Source organism: Paenibacillus sp. FSL H8-0548 (assembly GCF_038630985.1).
Classification (GTDB): domain Bacteria; phylum Bacillota; class Bacilli; order Paenibacillales; family Paenibacillaceae; genus Pristimantibacillus.
In genome coordinates, this window is record NZ_CP152049.1 from 7,145,258 (window position 1) to 7,169,329 (window position 24,072).

Genomic DNA, 24,072 nt, shown 5'->3' on the forward strand with positions numbered 1-24,072 from the left:
ACTAGAGTCCCATGCCCATTATTTTTTTCTCATCTAATTTTGTCGGAATATGATTATCTAAATCGGTTGGACAGTAAAGCTGTCGCTTCTGTTAATTAAGGTGAAAAAAGCCAATCCCCCGCATCGTTGGATTAGCTTGTTCCGCACCTATTAACAACGATGAGAACCAAGCGGTGTCGGCATCCCATCAATGCTTTTCGAATTTTTCTCTTCCCGGTATTTCTTCAAGCCTTCTTCGCCTTGTTGAATGGACCAGCGCTGCAGCGTCTCTCTCTCGCCTGTATAGGATAGGAATGGAATAGAGTAGCCGCAGGACGTCTGCACCTTATGGACATCGATGTCAATGATCTGCCGTGCACCTGGAAGGGGTGGAAACAGCGGATACAAAGCATCCCATTCCGGCGAACCCGGGAGCAAGACAGTGCCTGTGCCATAAAGCCTCAGAATGTTCGGCGCGCCTTCGAATGCGCAAAACATGAGCGTAATACGTTTGTTCTCAGCAATATGCGCACTAGTCTCATTGCCACTGCCCGTCATGTCCAAATAGGCAACACGATTAGCGGACAGGATTCTGAGGCAATCATGCCCTTTAGGCGATATGTTAACATGCCCATCTTCTGAGAGCGGTGCTGATCCTACGAAAAAAATATGCTGCTGGCCAATGAAAGCCTCATGCTGCGGTAGCATTGCGTCAAATTGTTTTCCCATATCTCATCCGCCCTTTGCTTTCGATATAAAGAATTACATCGCTCTAATTTCCAGAAGCTCGTATTTAATTACACCCATAGGCGCGTTGACGCTTATGATGCTGCCGATCGTTTTGCCGAGAAGCTCTTTGCCGAGTGGACTCTCATAGGAAATTTTATTTTCGGCAACGTCCGCCTCTTCCGTTCCTACGATCTTGTATTCAATCTGCTCAGAAAATTCAATATCGTTTAAAATGACGGTTAAACCGATGCTCACCTTGGATAGATCTAGGATTGCTGCCTCAATTACACGGGCCTTCTTCAGCATTTTATCTAGAATAAGAATTCTTGTTTCCATAAAGGACTGATCATTTTTTGCAGAATGATATTCACTATTTTCCTTAAGATCCCCGTAGCTAATGGCTAATTTGATTCTTGCAGCCAATTCCTTGCGCTTCACATATTTGAGATCATCGAGCTCAGCTTGCAATTGAGCCAAGCCCTCTTTAGTTAATATCACTTCGTCTTTCGACATTTGAACAACTCCTATTTACTTTCTTCCCTTAATCTTAACCTATTTTTCGAAAATAAGCGAAAAGCGATGACTGGCAAAGTCATCGCTTTTGGTATCGTTCCAGTGCATTTCTTTGAATTTCAATGGCACGATGAATTTTTAAAGACTCAATTTGAGCTGCATAATCGTCAAAAGCTTCCAGCGGCTCAATACCTAATATCATTTTCAAAGACATTTCATCTACAAGCGTCGTAACATCCAGCATAATGGCTGATAACTCCGTGCTTTCCTGTTCCGTCTTCGGTATTTGCGGCAGCATCGTGCGTTCTGCATCGGTATTTGACCAAATCTTGAGCGCTTCCTTCTGCTGTGGCAGCAAATAATACTGCTCCATATACCGAACGTCTTGTACAAAGGTGCCAAAATAACTCGCGCGAGTATACATAGCAAGTGCCTGAGCGGGAACCAGCTTATCCGGGTTATTCAGAATTAGATCGGTATAGGCGGGATAACCGTCCTTCATCACATAGCTCAAGCCTTCAATACCGAAGTTAAAGAGCAGATGCCCCTCTGGACTATAGCCATAATCAAGCATCCGCGCGGCTTCCTCTACGTTTTCACTCTTGCTTGATATCGCGACGCCACCGCTTCCCGTATACGCATAGGTTCTTTGCCCAAACTTCGGCTTGTCACCCTCCTGCAATACCGGATAAGGAGCCGGAACGAACTGTGCTTTAGGCTGCTTGTCCATTACTATGGGCTGCCAAGTGCCAATGCCCGCTCCTGCGTTCCAAATACTCGCTCCGCTTCTGCCGGAGATCATATTGGAATCGAGCGTTTTGGTGTCAACGGTTGCGATGTTCTTATCAATCAATCCTTCTGCATACCATTTGCGAAATAACGCCAGAAACGATTTATAGCCTTGCTCCAGCGGCCCATACTTTACTTCACCCTGATCCAAATAAAAGCCTTTCTTGATTCCATAGGCTCCTACGAAGCCGCCGCTCTCAAGCCCAAATAACGGATTTGGCACGCCTAAGAACGTCAGCGGTGCCTCAATGCCTTTCTGTTCCTTAAACGCCTTCAGTACCGTGTACCAATCATCAATCGTAACAGGAAGCGGCAAGCCCAGCTCATCTAACCAATCCTTGCGGATAATTGGCCCTTGATAGGTCCGCAGCATATCATCTCCCTGAATAAAAGGAAATACATAGTAGCTGCCATCATCGGTTTTTATTTGCTTATCAATTTCAGGATGCTCGCTCAAATATTTTTTTAGATGGGGCGCATACTTGTCAAAGACGTCATTCAAACGCAAAATATAGCCATCATTGATCGCCTTCTCTGGCCCGCCAGGAAAGTTGGCCCATTCATATTCAAGCATATCTGGAAGGTCGCCAGAGGCTAGCAGCACGTTAATGGCTTCTCTGGCCTGATTGGCTGGCGGCTGAACGAAATCAAGCTTCACGCCTGTACGCCGCTGCCACTCTTGGAAGAATGGCACATCCTGAAAGCTTGGCTTTATGCTGCCTGCATTGCCGTTTAGCTCCGCCCAATAGGTGAGCTGCTTGTCCGTCTTGATGGGATATAAGCCTCCGTAGTGGGCGGTCGGAGTTCCCTCAGGTGTACTTTCGATAAAATCATCCACCTCTGAGCGTGGATCGTTTGATTTGGCGCAGGAGGAGCATAGAATCGCTAATATAAGCATCAGCGGCAAGCCCGATGCGAACAATCCCTTTATTTTCATGTTTCTAACCACCTCTGCCCATGGACTGCTCAATCCATTTCTTTGAATTTCCCGGGTGTAATCCCCTCGTATTTCTTGAATACGCGAATGAAGGTAGCAACCTCGTTATAGCCTACTTGCTTAGCAACGTCAGATATGGAATGCTGCTTGCGCTTTATCATGCGCTTAGCTTGCTCGATACGATACTTGCTGATGAAATCCAGCAAACCTTCGCCTGTCTGATTTTTAAACAGCTTCGACAAATAACTGCCCTTCAGCTCAAAATGCTCTCCGAGCGTGTTGACACTAAGATTAGGGTCGCTATACTGCTCTTCAATATAACAAGTCACCTTTGTCACCAGATCACGCAGCGATTCCGCACGTTCATGAGATACGTTATTCTCCAGCTTGGCAGCAGCAAAGGCACAAACCTCCTTCAACAGCGTCTGAAGCTCCTGCTTCATTTCCAGAATCGTATCGCAGGCAATGATTTTGTCGAGCCACAACGGATTGTCTCCCAAAATGCTGTTATCGCCGTCCCCTAGCTCATTAATCGCCTTCACCATCGTACCCGCTAAATTAAAGATCAGACATCTAGCGAGTGTTAATGACATGATAGGCTTATTAAAGTTGCGATCCGTCACATCCTCCATAAATTTAGAGGCCTGCTCGAAATCACCGACCTTAATCAGGTTAATGATTTGCTGCTCGACTTGCAGCGGATAATAATAGCCAAATTGCAGATTATCCTCGGTATCTCTGCGTATTTCATCATACGTAATGATCTCCTGCTTTCCAAGCACCATCTTGTATGCCATCGCATCAACGGCCTCGCGATAAGCTTCTGCAATACCAGGCAGCGATGCGTGAATACCGCCGATAGATACCGTTAAATCCATCTGGAAGCGAAGCAGAAATCGCTGTGCCTCTGTTGCAATAGCGTGCAGCTCCTCCTTAAAGCCCGCCGAATCCGCAGCTCCGAAATTAACCAAACAAACCATCATATCATCAACTTCCGCTACGTACCCCGCATGATGATAATGGCCAACAAGCTCTTCTACCACGTTCGTAATAATGAACTGAATCAGCTTGCTGCGCTCATTGGTATCCATTCCCGGCAATTTGACAGATAAACTGCTATCATTTTCCACCACAAATAGTATGACAGCGAATTGCTCCGACAGCAGCTTCATATTAAACGAGGTGAACGCCTCTTCATAAGGAATAAGCGTATCCATTTTCCCCTTCAGCAGCCGATTGAGCATATTGGAGCGCAGCACCTGCTGATGGGCCTCGAACTGCAGCGATATTTTCTCTTTCTCGCTTCTCGTATTCGAAATAGCCCTTTGGATAAAGCTCAATTCATTCCAATCGGTCCGCTCTCCATATACATTTTTATCAGAAAGCGACTGTACCAGCTGCTGAATCGGCGAATAATTGCGACGCATAAAGAACCAAGTTAATACTCCTGCCCCTATCAAGCTGATTAAGATACTCATATACGTAAATTTGCGTACATACTCTGCCTTCTCCCAATAAATACGGCTGGGAATAACCAATACATATTTTAATTCGGACACCGCTGAATGAATGTAAAACAGTTCCGAATCACCGTCCCGCGTTGGCGTGTACATGACCTGAGATCCGTCCTTGAACCGTTGAAGCAAACTTTCCTGATTAATCGAAACCGGCAAATTGGACAGCAGCACCTGATTATCCTCATTTAGTATGAGCACTTGGCCACCGCTGAAGCCGGAAATGCTCTCAATGGCTTGCTGAAAACGTCCGATATCGGCCATAACTACGACAGTACCCGTTTCCTCTCCATTCAGGTCCTTAGGCAAATGGGTCAAATAAGCGATTCCGGTTTGCGGCTTTACCGAATCCAAGTGAGGAAGCAATAAAAAACGGTTGTTTTTAGAATGACGAATTTGATCGAGCCACTGCTCATAGCTCATCGTTCCTGTATCATGAATCGTTTTAAATGCGGTTTCCATATCTCGTACATTGCCAGAGCGAAGCACAGCCGATTCTTGATTCCAAGTCACGTAAAACTCATCAATGGATGCGTAAGAGGTCTGATACATCCGGAATTCCTTCACTAATTGATAGGCCGTGAACTGGGCCTCACCAGCTGAAATCGTCGAATACATTAAGTTTTGCAGCTTGGAATTCCATGTAATTTCCATATTTAAGCGCTTCATTAAATCAATCTGCGTATCAATCGTGTATTTCACTTGCCTCAGCATTGAGTCATTGGCACGATGAATTTCACTCTTAAGTGTATCACTCGACTGTGAATAGACAATTAGACTAATAATCATTGGGACGAATAAAACTGCGCTGTAAGAAAGGAGCCATGTAAAAATAATGCTTTTTCGCTTTTTCCATAAATCATTGAAATTCAAACGGAACCCCTCATATCTGATTAGGTTGTAAACGAATAGGATTGCCCTTACCGTATTCTAATTATAACCATCATTGCAGGGGGAGGAATGCTCAAAAAGTTCAAAACGATTGATAAAATAGCGATTTGGGGATGAAATTGCGGGTTTGGGGAGCACAAATAGCCCGAATGAGTAACGCTCATTCGGGCATGGGGTTATTTTAGAAAATGCGGTTTTTCCAACCCTTCAGCTTCGCTATCGCTTCGACGAAGAAATAATCTCCGTAAATCAAGGAGACATCTACGTTTTCTCCGGCTGGCTTATAGCCCGTTCCCTGAAGAAGAATCGCTTCATGCGCTTCATTATCCCAAGTCCCGTAGTTCTCATATAGAGATAATAGCATGCGCTCGGCAGCATCGCGGTAAGCCCATCCCTCTTCTCCGGGAAGCTGATCAGCGAGCTCCAACAATCCCGAAGCAGCGATGGCACCTGCAGATGTGTCGCGCGGCTCATCAGCTAAGCTCTTATTGGCACGAAAATCCCAATGCGGGACATGATCCTCTGGCAGATGTGCAATGAAGAAGTGTGCAACGCGCTGAGCTGCCCTTAAATACGCTGCGTCACCCGTATAGCGGAATGTATTAACCATGCCATATAATGCCCAAGCGGCCCCTCTGCTCCAGCCAGAGTTAGGTGCGTGGCCTTGACCGCCTAATGCCTCCAGATATTCCCCCGTCTCCGGGTCAAAGCACACAATATGATTAACCGAACCATCCTCGCGAATAAAATGCTTCAGTACCGTATTCGCATGCTCTCTTGCCACGTGTGCGAACCTAGGGTCCTTCGACTGCTCGGTCGCCCAGAACAGGAGAGATAAATTCATCGCGGTATCTATAATAGACCAGCCATGCTTATCGCTGTTCCAAGCCCGAATGAAGCTGCCGCTCAGATTAAATCGTCCAGTTAGAAAATTTGCGGCGAACAACCCCCGACGAGCAGCATCCTCGTTTTGCGTCAGCTTATGCTTGAACACTGCCGTATGCAAAAATTGAAACCCTACATCATGGTCAAAATAGTTCGGCTGAAGCATACGCTGCTCCAAACGCTCATCCCAGCTCCATGCTGCTTCCTTATAGTGCGGTTTTCCCGTCATATCGTGCAATAGCCACAGCATGCCCGGCCAGAAGCCTGATGTCCACCAATCGATGCGCTGATCATCGTACTTGCCGTCAGCCTTAGCCACATGAGGCGATTTATCGCCAATAAGGGAAATCATCCGATCTACCTTACGCTCCAATTGCTCCCAAACGACAGAAGCATTCAGCTTATTCTGCAAAGCATCCATCTTCTCACTCCTTCACCATAATCGATTGCCAATTAGCCTTTCAGCGAGCCTACCATAACCCCTTTAACGAAGAAGCGCTGAACGAACGGATAGACGCATAGAATGGGCACAGTCGCAACCATAATCGTCGCATACTTGATGGTCTCGCCGATCTGATGGCGGTCTCCGGCGCTCGCTCCCGCAGACATGCTGTCTGTTGAATTCGCGATCAATATTTCTCTCAGTACAAGCTGCAGCGGATAGAGATCCCTGCTCTTAATAAATACCGATGCATAAAACCAGCCGTTCCACTTGTCTACGGCATAATAAAGAATCATAACGGCAATGACCGGCATGGAGAGCGGAATGATAATGCGGAACAATATCGTAAAATGATTCGCTCCGTCAATCTTCGCTGACTCCTCCAAGCTGTCCGGTATGCCCATAAAGGCGGTACGCATAATGATCAGATTGAACGTGCTGATCGAGAACGGAATAATCGTCGACCAGAGCGAATCGAGCAAGCCTACTCCTTTAACTACGAGGTACAAAGGAATGAGCCCTCCGTGAAAAAACATAGTAAAAATAATAAACACCATGAAGCCGTTATTGAGCAGCACATTTTTGCGAGACAGCACATAGGCGCCAAGCGCAGTCATAACTAAATTGACAGATAAGCCGAAAAATACGATAAACAGCGTATTTCGGTAGCCAATCAAAATGCCTGGATTCGCGATAACACTCTTGTACGCCTCTAGGCTAAAGCCCAGCGGCTTCCACAGTATCCCTTTATGCACGATGAGCTGCCCCGAGTCGCTGAACGAAGCGAAGAGCACATAAAGCAGCGGATACAGCGTCACTACAACGAGAAAGATGAGAAGCGCGTATATGCCAACATCAAATATTTTATCGAATAAACTGGATTGCCTTTTCATTTGCTTCACCTCACCATAAGCTGCTTTTGTTAACCTTGCGACTGATATAATTTGCTGTAATCAATAGAGCCAAATTGATAAGGGAATTAAACAAGCCCACTGCCGAGCTGTAGCTCCAACCAAATTCAAGAAGCCCTTTACGGTAGACGAAGGATGAAATGACATCGGCTGTCTCGTACGTAATCGGATTGTACAGCAAAATAATTTTTTCAAAGCCGACATTGAGCAAATTGCCCATGCGAAGAATGAGCATAATCGCAATCGTAGGCATAATACCCGGCAATGTAATATAGAAAATTTGCTTGAGACGGCTCGCGCCATCCATTTTGGCTGCCTCATATTGCTCCACATCAATGCTCATTAAGGCTGCAATGTAAATAATCGACTCCCAGCCAATTCGCTGCCAAATTTCCGATAAAATATAGATTGGACGGAATAATTCAGGCTTCTGGAGCATGGCTTGACCATCATAGCCGAGTAGCATAAGCAATCTATTGATAACACCGTCAGCATTCGTAAAATCGGTAATGATTCCGCATATAACGACGAGCGAAATAAAATACGGCATGTACGTTATCGTCTGCGCCACACGTTTAAACGATTTGCTGCGAACCTCATTAATTAGCAGAGCCAATATAATCGGTGCGGGAAATTCAAAGATTAAGGAATAAACACTAATAACGATCGTGTTCTTCAGAATCCTCCAAAAATAATAGCTGTTGAAAAAATCATAAAAATGCTTAAGACCGACCCAATCGCTGCCGAGTATCCCTTTCATCGGGGAATATTCTTTAAAGGCAATCAACGCCCCATACATAGGTGCATAGTGAAAAACAAGATAATAGCCGATAACAGGAAGCATCATGATATAGAGGTACTTATTCATCATCAAATCGCGGACATAGCGATTCGTTTTTATTTGCGTATTTTCCATATGGTCTCACCTCAATCCAGATTGAGAGAGAGGGCAATTGCCCTCTCTCCTGAGCTCTTATCCCTTACCGTTTGTTGTATCGATCCAAAGCTGCTGCCTGAATTTCAATGGCACGGTCGAGATGCAGCGAATTCATTTTTGAAATATAGCTTTCGAATTGATCCACTGGCTCCGCTCCTAAAATAATTTTTAGCGTCATTTCATCCACCAGCGTATTGATGTCATTCATAATTTTCGCATATTCCGTGCTCTCCTCTGGCGTTGGCGTAATCGGAGGCAGGCTGTATTTATCCGCATCCGTATTCTGCCACGTCACAACTGCATCACGCTGTGTTTGAAGAGCAAAAAACTGTTCTGCATAACGTTTGTCTTGAATAAATGGACCATTGTAGCTGCCCCGTGTATATAGTGAGATCGCTTGAGCAGGTGCTAGCTTATCTGGATTCGCCAGCAGCAGGTCCGTATATTTCGGGTATCCATCCGCAAGGTTGTAGCTGACGCCCTCCATACCGAAGTTAAAGAACATTCTGCCTTCCTCGCTGTAGCCATAGTCCAGCATTTTCACAGCCAAAACAGGGTCCTTTGCTGCTGTTGTAATCGCTACTGTACCCTCTGATGCATACGCCTTATGCTTTTGTCCGAATTTCGGCTTGTCGCCTTTGTTCAGTACCGGATATGGCGCACCTACCAGCACCGCATCCTTGTCATTGCTCTCAACGAGCGGCTGCCATTTCCCAATGCCGCCGCCGGCATTTCCTACGGATGCACCTGTAGCTCCGGATGCTATATTGCCATCCAATGATTTGGTATCGGCTGTTGCGATATTTTTGTCGAGCAAGCCGTCTTTGTACCACTGGCGGAACAAGCTCAAATACTCCTTAAAGCCGTTCTCAGCCGGTCCAAACTTGACCGAACCATCTTCTAAATAAAAGCCGCGCGTCACGCCAAATGCGCCAAGGAACGCCCCGTTGCCTGATTCATTGAAGAAGCGAGGCTTGCTTACGACTCCGAAAGAAGCTGATGCCCCTTTCTTCTCCTTAAATGCCGTCAATGTCGTTGTCCAATCCTCAATCGTCTCCGGCACAGGCAGGCCTAGCTCATCCAGCCAATCCTGGCGAATAATCGGGCCTTGGAACACCCGTAAATATTCGTCGCCTCTAATGAAAGGAAACGCGTAGTAGCTGCCGCTGTCCGTCTTAACCATCTTGTCGATATCCGGATTTTCTTGCAAAAACTTTTTCAAGTTTGGTGCATGCTCATCAATGAGATCATTCAGCTTCAAAATATAGCCGTCATTAATTGCTTTCTCAGGCCCCCCTGGAAAGTCACCCAAAAAGTTGTACTCGATCATGTCCGGCAAATCGCCAGACGCCAGCATGACGTTCATCGCTTCTTTCGTTTGCCCTGTAGGAGGAGCTGTAAACGTAAGTGATACGCCGGTTTGCTTTTGCCAGTCCTGGAAGAAAGGAACCTCATCATGTGTCGCTTTTACCCCAACGAGATTTCCGTTAATTTCTCCCCAATAAGAAAGCTTCTTATCCGTATTGATTGGATACGTGGTTACCCCCGTGCTTGCTTCCGTATCGTTTGTTGTACCTGTATTAACGTTATTGCTGCCTGCCTTATCTCCCTGCGATGAACAAGCGATCAACGACGTTCCCAGCATGGTAAGAATTAATGTAGAAGTTAACAGTCTCTTCATTTCGTAACCCCCGTTAATAATATGGTGAGATGCATCTCTTCCACAGATTAACGATTTTATCGGGCAGCCGATATGAGCAAAATAAGAGATTCCATATTGATTTCTAGTCCAAATCTCCAGCATTTCTCCAATGCAATAGACAAAATCGCTAAAACGGCTCATTTCATGTAAAAAAAGCCCCTTGATTTCCGAAAAATCAGGGGGCTTACGTTTGTTTATTCGATTTGTGATTACTTCGATATGTCAATAAAGCCTTCGCCAAACACGTCTCGCACATCATGAATCGTAATAAATGCCTGCTTGTCAGCAGCCTTTACGATCTTCTTCAGCTGGCTTAGCTCCTGCTTGCTAATGACAATATACAGAATCTCCTGTGCCGTTTGGGAATAGTAGCCCCGGCCATAAATAACGGTTACCCCTCTATCCATAACCAAATTGACTTGCTCGGCAATGGTGTTCTGCTCCTTGGAAATAATCGTCACCGCTTTTTTCGGATTCACGCCCTCGATGATGAAATCCATGACCTTCGTGCCGATATACAGCATCAGAATCGTTAGCATCAGCGCCTGTGCTCCAATGATGAAATAAGAAGAAAAGGCAACAATGAGGTCAAAGAACAAGAGCGCATAGCTAATGTTCCAGTCCAAATATTTATTAGCAATCCTCGCCAAAATGGTCGTCCCTGCTGTCGTTCCTCCGACACGAATAATCATGCCTATCCCAATGCCGGCGAATAAGCCGCCAAATACAGCATTAATCATAATTTCATCCGAATCAATATTCCAGCTCTCCGTCAGGATGAGGAATAGAGAATGAAATATAACTGCCGCAATCGTGTATACCACTGTACGCTTGTCCAGAAAGCGATAACCGATGAGCAGCAGAAATGAGTTAAAAACAAGACTCACTATACCTGGTGACCAACCGAACAAATAATATAAAATAATCGTTATTCCCGTGACTCCGCCTTCACCAAGCTCATTCGGAATAACGAATAAATTGATCGCTAGCGCAAAAATAAATGCTCCTGCCATAATAATGAGCAGGTCCATTACCTTCTTCTTCATATCGATACATCCTTTTTATCCAAAAATAGAGCATCTCCAGTGAAGGAGATGCTCTTTAAATGAAGAGATTGACTAGCCAAGCTGAAGCTCCTTGGTTTTTTTGATTTGCTTGCTTCTGAGCTGTCCGCATGCTGCATCGATGTCCGTACCATGCTCCAGGCGCACGCTGACGCTGACGCCTTGCTTCTTCAGCGTATCATAGAACGCGCGAATCGTTTCACGGTCCGTCCGTTGGTACTGGCTGTGCTCATCCACCGGATTATAAGGAATGAGATTCACGTTTGCAAGACTGCGGCGGTTCCCGATGAGCTCCGCAAGCTCCAATGCATGCTCGCGCTGATCATTAACGTCCTTGAGCAAAATGTACTCCAGCGTAATTCTCCGGTTGGTTTTCTCCAAGTAATAATCGATTGACTGCATCAGTTTCTCGATTGGAATCGCCTTGTTGATTTTCATAATACGGGTTCTCAGCTCATTATTGGGCGCGTGCAAAGAAACCGCAAGGTTAACCTGCAGGTCGGAATCGGCAAACTCCACGATTTTGTTCGCGAGTCCGCTTGTAGACACCGTAATATGCCTTGCCGCTATGGCAAGACCCTTCTGGCTCTTGATCACGCCGATAAAGTCAGTCATGTTCTGGAAATTATCGAAGGGCTCGCCGATACCCATAACGACAACATGACTTACATGCTCTTCCTGTTCCAACCGGTCCAGATGCAATTGCGCCTGCATGATTTGCTCCACGATCTCGGCGCTGGACAGGTCACGGCTCTTCGCCAGCAGGCCGCTCGCACAAAAGCTGCAGCCGATGTTGCAGCCTACCTGAGTTGTCACGCAAACCGATAATCCGAACTTATGTCTCATAAGTACCGTCTCGATCAGATTGCCGTCCTGCAGCTTGAACAAAAATTTGTTCGTTCCGTCAGCGGACTCCTGCCTAGTATGCTCCGTAAGCGTCTGGATGACAAAATGCTCTTCCAGCAGCGCGATGCACTCTTGCTTCACATCTGTCATCTCAGCGAACTGGGTTACCCGTTTCCGGTAAAGCCATTCCCATACTTGAGACGCACGGAATTTCGTAAAACCATGCCCGTTCAGCCATGCTGTTAATTGATCAAACGTCAATCCATATATAGATTCTTTATTCATGTGATAGCCTCTTTTCAAAACGCCATAATTCAGTCCTGCTTTGACCAGTCTGCCGAAACATATAATCTGCTTATTATTGTCCCAAAATTGTAACATTAAAACAAGTAGAGAAGAGTCATTTATTTTGAATAAAAAATACCATAAGCCTGCGAACTTCACCGGGATGGCGAGATTCGCAGGCTTATTTTTAGAAAGATTAACTTTTCTCTTATTTCGTCTGGTTAAGCAATCCGATGATTAATGCGACCGATTCCGCTCTAGTCGCTACTTGCAGCGGTGCAAATCGGTTTTGGCCTACCCCGCTAACGAGACCAGCTTCTACTGCCGCGGCTACGTATGGTACCGCCCATGTTGGAATGTTTTTCGTATCTGCAAAAGAAAGCTTGGCATCTGGATTAACCTTGATTCCGCTAGCACGAACGATCATTGCGACCATTTCTGCGCGGTTCAGTTCTTTCTCAGGACCAAAGGTGCCATCCTGATAGCCACTAATAATGCCTGATTCTACGGCTTGTGCAACAAAAGATTGCGCCCATGCCGGGATTTTATCAGCATCCTTGAAATCCATGGTCTTGCCTGAATCAGGAAGCTTCAGCGCACGAGCCAGCATCGTAATAAACTCGGCACGGTTCACGCCCTTATTCGGACGGAAGGCATTGTCTTCATACCCTTTCACGAAGCCTGCTTCCACCGCTTGCTCAATGGCAGACGCAGCCCAGTGACTCGCGATATCTGTCAGAACTACGGATGGCGTGCTGCCTCCACCATTTCCAGTTCCAGGGTTCGTCGTTCCCGGGTTTGTTGTACCTGGATTGGTTGTTCCTGGGTTCGTACCTGGGTTTGTTGTGCCTGGATCTGTTCCTGGGTCAGTGACGGTTTTCTTCACAATTCCGAACTGATCCACGATAAACGGCTCAGCATTGTACTGGTTTTGATCAATTTCATACGTTACTGCCGTCAGCTTGCCGCCATCGATAGTGATGCCAACAAAGTTCTGCACTTGGCTGCGTTTCGGGCGCTTGCTGTCGTTTTCATCTGGTCCGTACTTTTCAGCATGATTCTCTTCAGCACGCTCGAAGAGGCTGTAATACGCATCGCCAAGCTCTGGTTTTGCGTTTTTGTAATAAACCTTCGGGCCTGCAGTAGCAGGAATTAAATAGATTGAGCCGTCAGGATTAACCGAATACTCGATTTTCTCGCCGTTCAGCGTTTCTGTAATTTTCTCTGGCGCAGAAGCTGTTCCGTCTTGTTTGATCGGCTTCGTACGTGCATAGATATGGTCATGGCCTTGGACAACAAAGTCAATGCCCAGCTCGGCCATTAGCGGTGCAATTTTGTTGCGCACCCCGTTAGCACCCATAATATCAGTATCCGTTGCATGGTTCGAAGTCGTATATGGGCCTTTATGGATATTGACGATGATCCACTGTGCACCTGCTGCCTTAGCAGCCTGCACATCCTTCTTTAACCATTCGACTTGGGCAACTGAGAAGTTAGCATACTCCTCTGAATTTTCATTGGAGTTGAGGACCACGAAATGTGCGTTGCTGTAATCATAAGAATAATAAGCACCGGTTAGCGTCGCGGAATTTTCCGCTTCTTTGATGTTAAAATGCTCGTAAAAAGCGTTATTCTTGTCTTCATGGTTACCCGCTGAAGGAACGATTGTTGTGTTCAGCAAGCTTGCTTGCGAATTGCCTAGCAGCCAGTCCCACTGTTCTTCCTTCGTGCCAGTATCCACAATGTCACCATTATGAACAACAAATTGCGCATTTGGGACTTGAAGAAGCGCCTTTGCCAACGTTTCGGCCGATAACACCGCTTCATCCTCTTCTTTCGCCTGTGTATCCGCCAAATCAATAAACGTAAACGCTCCGCTTTCTGGCGCCGTACGGAAGGTACCCGCATCGCTCCAAATATTTAGTGCCGCATCGCCGACGCGGAAATCATAAGCGGTATTAGCTTTAAGGCCAGTCGCCTCCGCTTTATGAACAAGCTCATTCACCGAGTTCGAGGACACGCTTGAGCGTCCAGTAAACGTCAGAGCATGATTAAAATCAGCTGCTGCGTCTGTTTTCTCGACAACCTGTAGGTCCGTTCCTGTAAGCAGGAGAGAGCTATACCATGCAAAACCTTTAGCGGTTTTTGTATCTCCGTTAAACGTCACTGTCACCTTGCTTATTTTCTCGTTGCTGTAATCCGGTTTTGTATCTTTTACAATTCCGAATTGATCAATAATGAACGGGACGCCGTTGTTAATGTTTTTGTCGATTTCATACGTAACGGCTGTCAGCTTGCCGCCGTCGATCGTAACGCCGACAAAGTTTTGTACATGACCACGCGCAAGGCTAGTCGTGTCGCCATATTTTCTTGCATGGTTCTCTTCAGCAAGCTCGAACAGATTAAAATAGGCATCGCCTAGCTGCGTTTTTGTATTTTTGAAATAAACTTTAGCGCCTGCAGTTGCCGGAATCAAATAAATCGTGCCGTCTGGCTTAACCGCATACTCAATTGTTTTTCCGTTGATCGATTCTGTAATTTTTTCAACCGTTTCCGCAGTGCCATCGCTTTTGATCGGCTTGGTACGGGCATAAATATGGTCATGTCCTTGGAATACAAAATCAATGCCCAGCTCATTCATCAGAGGCGCGATTTTGTTCCGTACGCCGTTAGTGCCCATAATGTCACTATCTGTTGCATGGTTGGAGGTCGTGTACGGCCCTTTATGGATATTAACAAGAATCCACTCTGCACCCGCTGCTTTCGCAGCCTCCACATCCTTCTTCATCCATTCTACTTGCTCAACAGAGAAGTTAGCATATTCGGCAGAGTTCTCATTCGAGTTCAATACGATAAAATGTGCATTGCTGTAATCATAAGAATAGTACGCTCCCGTTTCCGTAGCTGCATTCTCAGGAGTTTTTACATTAAAATGGTCGATAAAGGAATAGTTATCGTCTTCGTGGTTACCGGCTGCCGGAACGAGCGTCGTGTTCAGCAAGCTGGCTTGCGAATGGCCTAGCAGCCAGTTCCACTCTTGCTCTGAAGTACCGTTCTCAACAACGTCGCCGTTATGCACGATAAACTTCGCGTTCGGTACCGTAGCTAGCGCCTTGGAAAATGTTTCTGCCGAAAGAATCGCTTCGTCTTCTTCTTTCGCTTGCGTATCTGTCAGATCAATAAAGGAAAATGCTCCGCCAATCGGTGCGGTTTGAAACGTTCCCGTCTCGCTCCATACATCCAGGCTTTGGTCGCCAACGCGGAAGAAATAGGACGTATCTGCTTTGAGGCCAGTAGCTTCTGCCTTATGTACATGCTCGCCGTTTGAATTTTTGGAAACGGTAGTTGTACCCGTAAACAGGGCTGCATTTGTAAAATCAGCCGCGCTTCCCGATTTCTCTACCACCTGTAGGTCACTGCGAGTAGAAGCAAGCGGCGTGTACCAGGTAAATCCTTTGGAGCTGACCGGATCACCATTAAAAGTTACCGTCACCTTGCTAACTTCAATGGCTGGTGCCTTGTGAAGTGCTGCAAGCTCCATATCAAAATAAAGGTCCGAGCTGCTGTCGCTTTGCTGATGAACCTCTACCGCCAGCTCATTGTCACCTTCGCGAAGCGCTGCTTTTAATTCAGCTGTCAGATCAACAGCCTCGTAGAGGACCGGAAGGTCCTTGTTTGACGTAGCAAACGTGCTGTACGTGATCTCACCTTCCGGCAAGCCAAAGCGTTTGATTTCCGTACCGTTTACATAAAAGACGGCACCGTCATCAATCGCAAAAGTAGCCAGCAGCTGACCGTACCCATCGATTTCATTTTTATCAATATTTAGAATCTGACGGAAATAAGTCGTCCGATGTTTCTTCTTCTTATCCCCGCCATAATCGACAACGGTCTTCAAAGCACCAAAACGTGCGGTGCTGATTCCTGCTCCTGAATCCTTGTAACCGAATGGAGCTGAATCGAAGCTCCATGCCGAATCATCGTAAGTGGACTGCCACACTGTTCCTTGATCGATGCCTTTATCGAAATATTTCCACTCCGAATTTCCGGACAGCAGGATGATCGGCTCATCCGCTGGAGCTGCCGATACCGATGATGGTGCGGCTCCACCGAACAGACCTAGCAATAGTGCCGAAGATAACAGAATAGATAATAACCTGCTGTAAACCTTGTTCATAATAATCTCCTTTATAAATGAATTTGACTCTTCCGGCTCTACCGGACGGGCTTATCATAACAAAGGGATATTATAGAACTGTTTTCTCAGGGTAAAGGTTTTGTAAAGCTGTCCTTGAGCTTCACAACATTTCCATAAAAATTACAGTAAGCATACAAAAGCGCCAAGGAGCTGACACATCACTGGCTTACCGTCCTGAAATAGGCATTAATCTTCTTTAGCTTCTGTTCATGCCGGCCTTTGGAGCTCTCCATGCTGCCAAACTCGAAAAATTTCACTTTTTTAATTCCTACGTAATTGAACAGCGCTTTGCGCATTAAAACCTTGTGAGCGTTATTAAGCCACAGCAATGGATAAAACCTTGGTCCCTTCATACTGGAGATACAAACGACCGACTTCCCTTTCAACAAGCCCTCCGGCAGCAGCCCGCCTGTATCCTTATACGCAAAGTCCGAAGCAAACATTTGATCAATATAACCCATAAGCATCGCCGGCGGACGCCCCCACCAGATCGGATATACAAACACGATTTTGTCGGCCCAAGTAAGCTGCTCTCTGTATAGAGCTAGACTCGGTTCGGAGTGCATATTTCTGCGCCGTTTAGTCTCATTAAAGACCAAGACTGGATTAAACTGCTCCTCGTATAAGTCCAGTACCTTGACCTCCTTGATTGCCGAGTTTTCTTTGCTTCCTTGAATAACCTCCTGCAAAAAAGCATAGCTTAAGCTCTTATGATTCGGATGTGTATAAATAATGAGCATATTCATAATAAAACTCCTTTTACTTATCATTTGATAACAAAACAGTATCACATTGCAATTTTAGTTGTCAAATGATAATTGTTTTATGAGAACTAATTTGCTATGGTTTCAGTAGAGGTGATCCCATGGACAACAATGCCATGTTTCAAAAATTTGTGGCCTTTACGACTGCCGTTCATCAAACCACGAATGAAATATCCCAGGATATACGACCCAAATCCATTACGCCCGTTCAATATAAAATTCTTGAATATATTTCCGTCAGCCAACCCGTAACGCTCAGCAAAATCAGTGATTGCATGTTGATGTCCATGCCGAATACGAGCCGGGAGCTGAAAAAGCTAACCGATAAGGAGCTATGCGAGAAGGTTACCGACGAGGAAGACCGCCGCAAGCAGTTTATTCGGCTTTCTGCGAAAGGCGAAGCGATGATGGGCGAAGCTTTCGGGTTCATTGCAGCCCGATTTGCACAGCGGATTGAGAAGGAATCGGAGGAAGAGATGCAGGAGCTGGCACACGCGCTTGAGCTGCTGCATCGCAAGGTGTTTTATTAATCTTCTGGAAAGCACACAAAGAAGCGGCATCATTTGGGATGCCGCTTCTTTTGTATTATAATTTACCCTATAAAAAATAATGGCAATGGAGCTGAGCTGCGACGATGAAAACAGAAATTATAAACCGGTTTATTTCTTACGCCAAGGTAGAGACACAATCTGATGACAGCAGCGAGACCTGTCCGTCAACACCCGGACAATGGGTTCTAGCCCGCATGCTCGTAGAAGAGCTTACATCGATCGGCATGCAAGAAATAACCATGGATGACAACGGTTATGTCATGGCTACCCTGCCGGCCAATACCGACAAAGCGGTTCCGACGATCGGTTTTCTGGCCCACATCGATACCGCTACCGACTTTACAGGTAAGAATGTGAAGCCACAAATCGTGGAAAGCTATGATGGACAAGACATTATTTTAAACGAAGCACTCCATATCGTCCTGTCACCAACCGATTTCCCTGAGCTGACTGGCTATAAAGGACACACCCTAATTACAACAGACGGTACTACACTGCTTGGCGCTGATGATAAAGCCGGCATCGCCGAGATTATGACTGCGATGGCCTATTTAATCACTCATCCTGAGCTGAAGCACGGTAAGATTCGCGTAGCCTTTACCCCGGATGAGGAAATTGGCAGAGGACCGCACCGGTTTGGTGTGGCTGCATTTGATGCTGTATATGCCTATACGATGGATGGCGGTCCGCTTGGCGAGCTTCAGTATGAGAGCTTTAATGCAGCGTCTGCCGTCATTACCTGTATCGGCAAGAACGTTCATCCTGGCACCGCTAAGGGCAAGATGATCAACTCCGCAAAAATCGCCATGGAGCTCCATAGCAAATTGCCTGCCGATGAAACACCGGAGCAGACTGCGGGCTACGAGGGCTTTTACCACCTAACCTCTATTGAAGGCGACGTTGAACAGACCCAGCTTCGATACTTGATTCGCGATCATGACCAGAATCGATTCAACGAAAGAAAAGTTGAGCTTACGGGATTTGTACAGGAACTGCAGGAAAAATACGGAGATAAACGAATTGCGCTCGAAATCAAGGATCAATACTTCAACATGGGAGAGAAGATTGCGCCCGTCAAAGAGGTCGTAGACATTGCCAGAGAGGCACTCGAGAACCTCGGCATCAAGCCGATTATAGAGCCTATTCGCGGCGGTACGGACGGCTCTCAGCTATCCTATATGGGATTGCCGACACCGAACCTATTTACTGGCGGGGAAAACTATCATGGACGATACGAGTACGTATCCGCCGACAATATGGTGCAAGCCGTAAATACCATTATCGAAATCGTTAAGCTGTATGAGCAGCGGACGTAGAGCACATTACAAGGAGAAAGCTGTCGCAATTAGCGACAGCTTTCTCCTTGTTTATTTATAATAAACCTTTTCCACATTGTACTTGGCTCTTGATTTATTAATCATATAGGTTTCATAAATCTCCCGTTCAACAGGGTCCTCATTAACGAAAACCTCAATCTTGGTCACTTCATTGCGATAGTTCTTCATGACGGAAACCGAGTCCTCAAAATGCTTCTTGATTCTTGGTCTAATCTTCCTAGCCTTGCCAACAAAGAGCAGTTCATTCTTGTCGTTGTAGAACGTAAAGAAGCCACCCTTGTCTCTTGGAATCAGATGAAAATCAGTAAATCCGTAAATATGGCTTAACTGAGGGTCAGCCTGTTTTCTAATGACAACATCCGGTACCGGAATAGTTATGTTAATCATAATCGATCACGTCCTCTTTCTATATAGAACTAAATCTTAACACATCAGACAAGTTAAAACCATTCTATATATGAAAATACAGCCCTGCCGTCTTAAATCCAAAAACCACAGCAATTAGGATCATAGGCATGGAGCTAATACTTGTATTACATCTGAAGATAATTTTCACTCGCTTTAAGCTCTGGATAGGCCTCGGCAATCTTAGTCAATACGTCAAATCTATTTTGCATATAAACGTCAGTAGACGCAAAGGATTCTTTCACACGATTACGCAAGCTAGTTTATATTCCCCATTTATCTCCATCCACGATACGACTCTGGAAAGCTGCTTCGTGCTTCCACTGAGGCCATCGCACTAGGTTATCTGCCACCGCTAAATGCACTATCGTTTGATCCATAGATCATACACCTCAGTTTCCCCCATTTTTAAATATTACCCTCTTGCCTTCGCACATTCTATTATCCAAACGCAGCAAAATAGTCGAATTCGGGCATACTTTCATTTTCCTTCACAGACAAATAAAAGAAGACGAGCTCTTTCCTAAGAGAAAACTTGTCTGAATATAATCATTATGTTTTTCTCAAGCAGCTGCTGCATTAGCGCCATGAGCATAGAACTTCTTATAAAAATACAATCCCTTATTTGTCTCTATTTTCGATAGATACGGACATCAGATCTTTGGGACAGCCCTATCTTTTATAAAAAATTCGTCCTATTTGTGATATGGTTCACCGTATCATCTATAGAGCGAAATCAAAAACATCAAAAAACACCCAATAGAGTAGCTAACTCACTATTTCCATATGATCTCATCTATTATTCATTTACAGCTTTTACTGATTGTTTACCACCACAGGATACTCCAACAAGCCCATATCCATAAAACATTTAGGTATTTGTACCTCTAACACTATTAATATAAGAACATGTATAGCGAACTATGTTATATAATGTATCTAGTTAGGGGGAAAGGTACTGTGCCAGTAAAACCATTTAAATCAACATCAGAACAATATGATTTGTTAATTTCTAGAGGTCTCAGAATTAAAGATAAGGATTTCTTTATTAAATATATTAATGAAAACAATTACTTTAATGTCATCAATGGAAACGAAGATTTATTGCTTATCGATCCTGGTGGTAATAATAAATTTTATGGTACAGCATCATTTAACGATTTTGTTAGACTCCACAAATTTGATAAAACGCTTACTAATCAAGTATTATCAATTTTGCATGATTTTGAAACAAAGTTAAAAACGTCAATAGCAAGACATTTTACCGAATCATTCTGCAGAACTCCTAGTAATACCATGCAGTATACCAATAAACATAACTTCTTGGATTTGCCCAATATATTTAGTACAAGTTATCCACTTTACCATGATCAAAACAAGAGTATTATAGACAAATATAATGATTTTTTGTTATTCAAACCAAACTTTATCAATACTCTGGTAAGATGTAATGATTTCATTAATGTTAATATATTCTCTACACCATTTAATCAATATACCCCTCCTCAGGGATGTGCTTCCTTTGTAGAACGTAATCGGCATATTGTTGTTCCTTTATGGGTAGTAATAGAAACTTTTGATTTTGGTACTCTTCAAAGATTTTGTCATTATGCCAATAGAGCTGTTATGGAAAAAGTGTTGAATGATTTTGGATTAAAATATTCAGATAGAGATTTATTTTTAAATTCTTTAGATATTATAAGAGAATTTCGTAATAAATGTGCTCATTTTTCTTTAATAAACAGGTTTTCAACTTCATCATCAATCAAGATTCTACCTGTTTTGGTGAGCAGATTGAACTTATCACCAGCTCAAAAAGCCAGACGTATATATGTTAACGGTAAGGGAAATGTTAATAAAAATGCAGCAATATTAAACCTTTATGATACTTTAAATGTCCTAGGAATGTATGCAGATTTATCAAGATTAAAAAAACCATTACAAAAAATTATTTACAGTAACAATAAATATTTTCAGAAAAAGACCTATGACCTGAATACTCGACTTCTTCAAAGAATGGGTAATGTAAACTATAGAGACTGGAAATTATTATTTTCTTAACTTGTTGACATTTCCTTTTTCAATGAATATACTTTAAAGTAGCATTACGAGCCATTCTAGATGGCACAAGATAACTCTGGAACGTTTTAACGTTACAGTAGGTTATCTTTATTTTTTGTCTTTTTTATAGCACTCAATGTAAATCTATTGTAGCTACGTCCATCTACTACAATACTCATGAGCACCTTTTAAGAGAAATTCTCTTAAAAGGTGCTTTTCGCTTCTACTTATTTAATCCTTATATTTCGCCCTACTTATGATATGGCTCCCCCCAATTTATCTTCACCGCTTATACACACACATTCTCTCGTATATTCATTTATCAAATTAATCGAGTAGGAGAACTACTGCCTTCATCTTTCGGAACTTGAACCCTAGAAATAGCGCCCATGCTGGGCTACCAAAAAAATGCCCTCGATGTCCAATGGACACAAGGGCATTTTCTTATTTACAAAAAGACTAATGAAAAATTCATTTCACTCTAATCTACACAAGCCATTTGTCCCAAACGTCGCCTATAGGCGTCCGCCTCATACTGCCGCATACGGCTGTAGCCAAGGGTCAGAAGCCTACGATGTACTTTTTACAATAAAAACCTTACATGAGTGCTCATCGCAACAGCTACAGTGTACTTTTGCAACAGGATTAACGTTTCATAGGCCATTTACCTCTCAAAACAGGAAATCCACTGCATAAAGTGCAGCGTACATGCAATGCCAGGTCATTAACTTCAAATCTATTGTATAAAGTGCAATCCAGCTCTATATACAAGGGGTAACCTCGGTATGACGCGTATCAAATCGATTATACGGAGCTAGCCATATAAGAATGGACTTAGACTCCGAATCTCTCTTATGCTTTTTTAACAAATTCAGACTTTAGCTTCATAGCTCCAAAGCCGTCAATTTTACAATCGATATCATGATCTCCGTCAACCAAACGTATATTCCTTACCTTAGTTCCTATCTTCACTACTAACGAGCTTCCTTTTACTTTCAGGTCTTTAATTACCGTTACGCTGTCACCATCGTTTAATACATTCCCGTTGGCATCTTTGATTATCTTCTGATCCTCATTATTCTCGCTATCTGATTCTAAAGACCATTCATGCGCACATTCGGGGCAGACCAGCAAGCTTCCATCCTCGTAAGTATATTCAGAATTGCATGCTGGACAATTTGGCAATACGTTCATAATGTCATGCTCTCCATTCGCTATTTTTATTATTAAACCAGATACATGATTTTCAATTTTCCCTTTGTATTTTGTCATACTCTCATCCGATTGACAAATCAAGAGCCTCATTCCAGTACATTCACTCGTTGTCTTTTCTCGTTTTTCTTATATTTTGTAGGTGATTCGCCCATCGTTTTCGTAAATAAAATGGTAAAATAGTTCGCATTGTCATAGCCCAAAAACTCAGCAATTTCGTTTATTCGCATATTGGTGTTAAGCAGCAAACGCCCAGCCTCCCCCATCCTTCTATGGAGCATATAATTAATAGGGGAATCGTTATATCTTTTCTTAAAAACATGCGAGAGATAATAAGCATTCATGTGGAACGCATTGGCAACGTCAGTCAATTTCAAATGCTTCAAGTAATTTTGATCTAAAAATGCTCTCAGCTGTACCGCCAGCTCCTCTGGATCCTTTGCAGGCAATTCTTCCTCTTTATGAACCATTCGCTGAATTAACGTAATCAACGTCAGCAGCAGAGTTCCGCTAATCATTTCGTACCCCGCAGCTTTATTAGAGGATTCTTCATATAAGAATGAGAAAATGGTATTCATTTTATCGGCATACTGTTCCGTCTTTATATGCGGTGCTGCGCCTTCTGGAATAATATTATAGCCGCTCTTTATGTTCGCTACCCCGCAATAGTACGTGTTCAGCGGACAAATAGGGGACGAGCATTCTTCATGCACGATCCCTCGATTATAAATTAATAAATCACCTTGCTCGACAACATACGGCTGCCCATCTATTTTTATGAGTCCTTCTCCATGCGAAATAAAAACCATTTCACTCACATCCTCATGTGAATGACTTGGAAGTTTCCAATTTGGATTTCCACTTACCTTGCCAATATAAACCAATGTGGGGAATGCTTCTGTATTGATTTCCCCCATAACAATCACCTTTTCCTTTTTCATTTCATCGTACAGCAATCGCTCCAAAAAGCAAGATAGATCACATTATCAGAGACAAAAACAAGATAATGCATTGAGTATATAAAAAATTAATTTTATTATTAGCTTACCTGCCGCATACTATCAGAACTCAGTTTAAATAACAACTGCAAACCAATTACCTAATAAAGGGGTTAATCATA

18 protein-coding genes are annotated in these 24,072 nt (G+C 44.1%); 3 read left to right on the forward strand and 15 right to left on the reverse strand.

All coding sequences use genetic code 11. From position 1 onward, the window contains the following. Nucleotides 1-150 precede the first annotated feature (150 nt). The 12 genes from MHI37_RS30185 to MHI37_RS30240 form a co-directional block, all read right to left on the reverse strand. Entirely contained in the window at nt 151-708 is a 558-nt protein-coding gene (locus MHI37_RS30185) for a pyridoxamine 5'-phosphate oxidase family protein (protein ID WP_076337598.1), read from the reverse strand. A gap of 33 nt (nt 709-741) precedes the next feature. Continuing rightward, on the reverse strand, nt 742-1,221 hold the full coding sequence (gene greA / locus MHI37_RS30190) for a transcription elongation factor GreA (protein WP_076337599.1): 480 nt from the start codon (nt 1,219-1,221) through the stop codon (nt 742-744). Nucleotides 1,222-1,300: 79 nt separating this feature from the next. After that, nucleotides 1,301-2,947, reverse strand: a complete 1,647-nt coding sequence (locus MHI37_RS30195; RefSeq protein WP_076337600.1) for an extracellular solute-binding protein — start codon at nt 2,945-2,947, stop codon at nt 1,301-1,303. A gap of 29 nt (nt 2,948-2,976) precedes the next feature. Next, complete coding sequence (locus tag MHI37_RS30200) at nt 2,977-5,334, reverse strand: helix-turn-helix domain-containing protein (protein WP_076337601.1); 2,358 nt, start codon at nt 5,332-5,334, stop codon at nt 2,977-2,979. Nucleotides 5,335-5,533: 199 nt separating this feature from the next. Continuing rightward, complete coding sequence (locus tag MHI37_RS30205) at nt 5,534-6,658, reverse strand: glycoside hydrolase family 88 protein (RefSeq protein WP_076337602.1); 1,125 nt, start codon at nt 6,656-6,658, stop codon at nt 5,534-5,536. A gap of 32 nt (nt 6,659-6,690) precedes the next feature. Beyond that, the gene (locus MHI37_RS30210; RefSeq protein ID WP_076337603.1) at nt 6,691-7,572 is read right to left on the reverse strand and encodes a carbohydrate ABC transporter permease; all 882 of its coding nucleotides are present in this window, start codon (nt 7,570-7,572) and stop codon (nt 6,691-6,693) included. Between the two features lie 10 nt (nt 7,573-7,582). Continuing rightward, complete coding sequence (locus MHI37_RS30215) at nt 7,583-8,506, reverse strand: ABC transporter permease subunit (protein ID WP_076337604.1); 924 nt, start codon at nt 8,504-8,506, stop codon at nt 7,583-7,585. 64 nt (nt 8,507-8,570) lie between these two features. Continuing rightward, nucleotides 8,571-10,208, reverse strand: coding sequence for an extracellular solute-binding protein (locus MHI37_RS30220; RefSeq protein ID WP_076337671.1), 1,638 nt, complete (start codon nt 10,206-10,208; stop codon nt 8,571-8,573). A gap of 230 nt (nt 10,209-10,438) precedes the next feature. Beyond that, complete coding sequence (locus MHI37_RS30225; RefSeq protein ID WP_076337605.1) at nt 10,439-11,275, reverse strand: YitT family protein; 837 nt, start codon at nt 11,273-11,275, stop codon at nt 10,439-10,441. Between the two features lie 72 nt (nt 11,276-11,347). Continuing rightward, entirely contained in the window at nt 11,348-12,424 is a 1,077-nt protein-coding gene (gene rlmN / locus MHI37_RS30230) for a 23S rRNA (adenine(2503)-C(2))-methyltransferase RlmN (protein WP_076337606.1), read from the reverse strand. Between the two features lie 208 nt (nt 12,425-12,632). After that, nucleotides 12,633-16,601: an S-layer homology domain-containing protein gene (locus MHI37_RS30235; protein ID WP_083676325.1), complete on the reverse strand. Its 3,969-nt coding sequence runs from the start codon at nt 16,599-16,601 to the stop codon at nt 12,633-12,635. A 179-nt stretch (nt 16,602-16,780) separates the two neighbouring features. Continuing rightward, on the reverse strand, nt 16,781-17,368 hold the full coding sequence (locus MHI37_RS30240; RefSeq protein ID WP_076337608.1) for an NAD(P)H-dependent oxidoreductase: 588 nt from the start codon (nt 17,366-17,368) through the stop codon (nt 16,781-16,783). Between the two features lie 119 nt (nt 17,369-17,487). Between MHI37_RS30240 and MHI37_RS30245 the strand changes: the two genes are divergently transcribed. Both MHI37_RS30245 and pepT read left to right on the forward strand, forming a co-directional pair. After that, the gene (locus MHI37_RS30245; protein WP_076337609.1) at nt 17,488-17,916 is read left to right on the forward strand and encodes a MarR family transcriptional regulator; all 429 of its coding nucleotides are present in this window, start codon (nt 17,488-17,490) and stop codon (nt 17,914-17,916) included. Nucleotides 17,917-18,020: 104 nt separating this feature from the next. Further along, complete coding sequence (gene pepT, locus MHI37_RS30250; RefSeq protein ID WP_076337610.1) at nt 18,021-19,253, forward strand: peptidase T; 1,233 nt, start codon at nt 18,021-18,023, stop codon at nt 19,251-19,253. 51 nt (nt 19,254-19,304) lie between these two features. On the opposite strand, the gene MHI37_RS30255 is transcribed toward pepT, so the two are convergent. Then, nucleotides 19,305-19,661, reverse strand: a complete 357-nt coding sequence (locus MHI37_RS30255) for a nucleotide excision repair endonuclease (protein ID WP_076337611.1) — start codon at nt 19,659-19,661, stop codon at nt 19,305-19,307. A 978-nt stretch (nt 19,662-20,639) separates the two neighbouring features. On the opposite strand from MHI37_RS30255, the gene MHI37_RS30260 reads away from it, so the two are divergent. Further along, complete coding sequence (locus MHI37_RS30260; protein ID WP_076337612.1) at nt 20,640-21,740, forward strand: Abi family protein; 1,101 nt, start codon at nt 20,640-20,642, stop codon at nt 21,738-21,740. 852 nt (nt 21,741-22,592) lie between these two features. Here MHI37_RS30260 and MHI37_RS30265 read toward each other — a convergent pair. Both MHI37_RS30265 and MHI37_RS30270 read right to left on the reverse strand, forming a co-directional pair. Further along, a complete protein-coding gene (locus MHI37_RS30265; RefSeq protein ID WP_076337672.1) occupies nt 22,593-22,934 on the reverse strand; it encodes a zinc ribbon domain-containing protein YjdM in 342 nt (113 codons plus the stop codon). 107 nt (nt 22,935-23,041) lie between these two features. After that, nucleotides 23,042-23,893, reverse strand: a complete 852-nt coding sequence (locus MHI37_RS30270; RefSeq protein WP_076337613.1) for an AraC family transcriptional regulator — start codon at nt 23,891-23,893, stop codon at nt 23,042-23,044. Nucleotides 23,894-24,072 lie beyond the last annotated feature (179 nt).

Bases quoted from the DNA above. Each gene is read 5' to 3' on its own strand.
- MHI37_RS30225 (WP_076337605.1), bottom strand. From the start codon at position 11,275: ATGAAGAAGAAGGTAATGGACCTGCTCATTATTATGGCAGGAGCATTT.
- MHI37_RS30255 (WP_076337611.1), bottom strand. From the start codon at position 19,661: ATGATTAACATAACTATTCCGGTACCGGATGTTGTCATTAGAAAACAG.
- MHI37_RS30270 (WP_076337613.1), bottom strand. From the start codon at position 23,893: ATGAAAAAGGAAAAGGTGATTGTTATGGGGGAAATCAATACAGAAGCA.
- MHI37_RS30205 (WP_076337602.1), bottom strand. From the start codon at position 6,658: ATGGATGCTTTGCAGAATAAGCTGAATGCTTCTGTCGTTTGGGAGCAA.
- MHI37_RS30265 (WP_076337672.1), bottom strand. From the start codon at position 22,934: ATGAACGTATTGCCAAATTGTCCAGCATGCAATTCTGAATATACTTAC.
- rlmN (WP_076337606.1), bottom strand. From the start codon at position 12,424: ATGAATAAAGAATCTATATATGGATTGACGTTTGATCAATTAACAGCA.
- pepT (WP_076337610.1), top strand. From the start codon at position 18,021: ATGAAAACAGAAATTATAAACCGGTTTATTTCTTACGCCAAGGTAGAG.
- MHI37_RS30220 (WP_076337671.1), bottom strand. From the start codon at position 10,208: ATGAAGAGACTGTTAACTTCTACATTAATTCTTACCATGCTGGGAACG.
- MHI37_RS30185 (WP_076337598.1), bottom strand. From the start codon at position 708: ATGGGAAAACAATTTGACGCAATGCTACCGCAGCATGAGGCTTTCATT.
- MHI37_RS30215 (WP_076337604.1), bottom strand. From the start codon at position 8,506: ATGGAAAATACGCAAATAAAAACGAATCGCTATGTCCGCGATTTGATG.
- MHI37_RS30245 (WP_076337609.1), top strand. From the start codon at position 17,488: ATGGACAACAATGCCATGTTTCAAAAATTTGTGGCCTTTACGACTGCC.
- MHI37_RS30195 (WP_076337600.1), bottom strand. From the start codon at position 2,947: ATGAAAATAAAGGGATTGTTCGCATCGGGCTTGCCGCTGATGCTTATA.
- MHI37_RS30235 (WP_083676325.1), bottom strand. From the start codon at position 16,601: ATGAACAAGGTTTACAGCAGGTTATTATCTATTCTGTTATCTTCGGCA.
- MHI37_RS30240 (WP_076337608.1), bottom strand. From the start codon at position 17,368: ATGAATATGCTCATTATTTATACACATCCGAATCATAAGAGCTTAAGC.
- MHI37_RS30210 (WP_076337603.1), bottom strand. From the start codon at position 7,572: ATGAAAAGGCAATCCAGTTTATTCGATAAAATATTTGATGTTGGCATA.
- greA (WP_076337599.1), bottom strand. From the start codon at position 1,221: ATGTCGAAAGACGAAGTGATATTAACTAAAGAGGGCTTGGCTCAATTG.